Below are 3,751 nucleotides of genomic sequence, written 5' to 3' on the forward strand. Positions count from 1 at the left end.
GCCATGCTGGACCACGGCATGACCTCGGGCGTCTTCTATGGTTCGGCCTTCACGCTGGTGCTGAGCGTGGTGTCTGCGGCATTGGTGGGGGTTGGCGTCGCGGCACGGGCTGCGCGGCCCCTCGCAGCGGCCACTTGAGCGGCGCTGTGGGCGGCTGCGCGAGCCAGGGGTTTTGAGGAGGCGCCGACGCCCGCAGCGGGCTTGTGTTGCAATCATTGCGGCTGTGCCCGCGCACCAGCTTTCTCCTCTCTCCACCACACGACATCCATGACCCACTCTTTCTACAACGCCAGCGTTCCTGTGTTCCGCCAGATGCTGGGATCGCTCCATGCCATCCTGGCCAAGACCGAGGCCCATGCCACTGCACGCAAGATCGAGCCCGACGCGCTGTTGCAGGCGCGGCTGTTTCCCGACATGTTCCCCCTGGCACGCCAGGTGCTGATTGCCTGCGACTTCGCCAAAGGAGTGGCTGCGCGCCTGGCCGGTGTGGAGGTGCCGTCTTTCCCCGACGCCGAGCGCCCCGGTTTTGCCGAGCTGAACGAACGCATTGCCACCGTGCTCGCGTTCATCGAAGGCCTGCCCCAGGCTGCGTTTGCCGACGCGGCCACGCGCCCCATCACCATCCAGCCCGGCACGCCGCGCGAAAAGCAGTTTGTGGGCGAACACTACCTGCTGCACTACGGCCTGCCCCAGTTCTTCTTCCATGTGAACGCGACCTACGCCATTGCGCGCCACAACGGCGTGGAGCTGGGCAAGCGCGACTACATGGGCCAGTATTGATCCGAGCCATTGAGCAGGCGGCCACCACCCGGTGTGGCTACTGCGCGTAGTTCAGCGGCAGCGCGGTGGTGAACTTGATCTCTTCCATCGCAAAACTCGAACTCACGTCCGACAGCGCCACCGCCTGCGTTAGCCGCTTGTAGACCGCGTCGTAGGCGCGGATGTCGGGCACCACCACGCGCAACAGGTAGTCCACATCGCCGCTCATGCGGTAGAACTCGACGATCTCGGGGATGCCCATCACCACGTCGCGCAGGGTGTCGAACCACTGCTGGTGGTGCTGGCTGGTTTTCACGGCCACGAACACCGTCACGCCCACGTTCACCTTGCGCGGGTCCACCAGGGCCACATGGCGGGTGATATAGCCCTTCTCGCGCAGCCACTGGATGCGCCGCCAGCAGGGCGTGTTGGAAAGGTGCACGGCATCGGCCAACTCGGCCAGGGGTGTCTCGGCATTTTGCTGCAGCATCGCCAGCAGCTGGCGGTCAATGGAATCCAGATTCTGTTTCACGGCGAATATGAAAAATCGTTTCTCCTATTTGGCGATATGTGGGGCATAAAAGCAAAATGATTTTCACGCCCGTGTCACATACTGGACGGGTATTTCTGGCATAGAACCTGCAACCCAAGTATGGTTGTTGCAGTGCTTGGCATCCACTGTGGTGCGGCGTGCGTTCTCCCTCTCTACGTTTTTTCCAAGGACTTTCATCCATGACGGCTTCTGTTTTTCGACGCAAACCCTATGCCCTGGGCCTGAGCATCGCCGCATTGGCGGTGCTGGCGGCCTGTGGCGGCAGCGATGGCCCCACCACGCCGGTGGCCACCCCCGAACCCGTCGAACAGTACGTGCCGCCCGAGCCGCCCTCGGGCTACACGCCCAAGGCCATCAGTTATGCCAACAAAGACATGGTGGCTGCAGCCAACCCGCTGGCCGTGAAGGCGGGCGTGGACATCCTGGCCAAGGGCGGCACGGCCACCGATGCTGCGATTGCCGTGCAGATGGTGCTGAACCTGGTGGAGCCGCAGTCCTCGGGCATTGGGGGCGGCGCGTTCATGCTGCACTTTGACAAGGGCGCCAACAAACTGCTGGCCTACGATGGCCGCGAGACCGCGCCCAAGGCCGCCACGCCCAATTTGTTCATTGGCGCCGATGGCAAGCCGCTGGCGTTTCTGGCGGCGGTGGACGGCGGCCTGTCGGTGGGCACGCCGGGCGTGCTGCGCATGCTCGAAGCGGCCCACAAGGCGCACGGCAAGCTGCCGTGGAAGGACCTGTTCGAGCCCGCCATCAAGCTCAGCGAAGAGGGCTTTGCCATCTCGCAGCGCATGAGCGTGTCGATTGCCGGATCGGCCGCGCGCATCAAGGCCCAGGGCGAACCCGGCGCGAGCTACTTCCTCAACGCCGACGGCACAGCGAAGGCGGCAGGCACGCTGCTCAAGAACCCCGAGCTTGCGGCCACGCTCCGAGCCATTGCAGCGGGCGGTGCCGACGCGTTCTACAAGGGCGACATTGCCAAGGACATCGTGGCCAAGGTCACCAGCCACCCCACCAACCCCGGCAAGCTCGCGCTGGATGACCTGAGCAGCTACACCCACAAGGTGCGCGAGCCTGTGTGCGGCGTGTACCGCGTGTCTTACCGCGTGTGTGGCATGCCCGCGCCCAGCTCGGGCGGCATTGCCGTGTTGCAGACCCTGGGCCTGCTGCAGGGCTTTGACCTCGCGGCCATGAAGCCCAACACGCTGGATTCGGTGCATGTAGTGTCTGAGGCTTATCGCCTGGCCTATGCCGACCGCGCGCTGTATGTGGCCGACCCCGACTTCGTGAGCGTGCCCCAGGCTGGCCTCATCAACGCCGATTACCTCAAGGAGCGCGCCAAGCTCATCAGCATGAGCAAGAGCATCGGCACGCCCGTGGCGGGCACACCACCGGGTGTGAGTGGCGCCAAGGGGCGGGACAACTCGCTGGCCCTGCCGTCGACCACCCACCTGTCCATCATCGACAACGCAGGCAATGCGGTGTCCATGACCACGACCATTGAGAACGGTTTCGGCAGCCTGCAGATGGTGCGCGGCTTCTTGCTGAACAACCAGCTCACCGACTTCTCGTTCACGGCCACCGATGCAGCGGGCAACCCCATTGCCAACAGCGTGCAGCCCGGCAAGCGCCCGCGCAGCTCCATGGCACCCACCATCATCTTCAATGCCGCTACGGGTGACCTCGAAGGCGTGGTCGGCTCGCCCGGCGGCAGCGCCATCATCCAGTACACCACCAAGACCATCCTGGGTATGACCGACTGGGGCCTGAATGTGCAGCAGGCCATCAACCTGCCCAACTTCGGCGCGCAGACCAATGCCACCACGTCCATCGAAAAGGGCTCGCTCATCGACACCGCTGCCATCCGCGACGGCCTGAAGGCGCGCGGTCACACCGTGGCGCAGACGGACACCTTCACCAGCGGCCTGCATGGCGCGGTGTTCAACGGTGTGCGGTCCAACGGCAATGCGGGCCTGCTGTCACGCAACCCGGGCGCGGGCACCTATGCCGGTGGCGCCGATCCACGCCGCGAAGGGATTGCGCTGGGCAACAACTGAGCATGGCGTGCACGGCATGCGCAAAACGGGGTTCAGGCAAGTGGTTTGCCCCACGGCGAGGCAGCAGTTGCATCCCGGTTTGCGCAACGCCTGCTCAACTGTGCTGAAGTGAACGGTGGCAGCCCCAGGGGCTGGCACCGATACCAGGGGAGGCTGCCGGGTGTACTGCCGGGCAGCCTTTTTTTTGGGGCTCTCTGCCGCAACCACCGGGTGTTGTGCACCTGCCAGCATCTGGAGCAATCGGGTGAAAGTGGCCGTGGGGCCGATGTGGTTGTCATCAGCGCGGTAAACCAGCTACAACCACCACCATGGCAACGGAGACCTTCCCCATGACTGCTTTATCCCCGATTCCCGCCCGCCCACGCCGGACTGCGGCCTTAGC

At 64.5% G+C, this 3,751-nt stretch carries 3 protein-coding genes and 1 pseudogene; 3 read left to right on the forward strand and 1 reads right to left on the reverse strand.

Annotation, left to right across the window (positions count from 1 at the left end; all coding sequences use genetic code 11):
• A pseudogene (locus DBR12_RS23525) lies at positions 1-138 on the forward strand (MFS transporter); the annotation flags it as partial.
• A 129-nt stretch (positions 139-267) separates the two neighbouring features.
• A complete protein-coding gene (locus DBR12_RS06340) occupies positions 268-780 on the forward strand; it encodes a DUF1993 family protein (RefSeq protein ID WP_108616490.1) in 513 nt (170 codons plus the stop codon).
• Positions 781-817: 37 nt separating this feature from the next.
• Here the strand turns inward: DBR12_RS06340 and DBR12_RS06345 are convergent, their stop codons facing one another.
• Complete coding sequence (locus DBR12_RS06345) at positions 818-1,279, reverse strand: Lrp/AsnC family transcriptional regulator (protein WP_063462278.1); 462 nt, start codon at positions 1,277-1,279, stop codon at positions 818-820.
• Positions 1,280-1,491: 212 nt separating this feature from the next.
• Between DBR12_RS06345 and ggt the strand changes: the two genes are divergently transcribed.
• Positions 1,492-3,369, forward strand: a complete 1,878-nt coding sequence (gene ggt, locus DBR12_RS06350) for a gamma-glutamyltransferase (RefSeq protein ID WP_108616491.1) — start codon at positions 1,492-1,494, stop codon at positions 3,367-3,369.
• The last annotated feature ends 382 nt before the right edge of the window (positions 3,370-3,751 follow it).

The sequence above is a fragment of the Acidovorax sp. HMWF029 genome, assembly GCF_003060895.1.
Classification (GTDB): Bacteria; Pseudomonadota; Gammaproteobacteria; order Burkholderiales; family Burkholderiaceae_C; genus Acidovorax.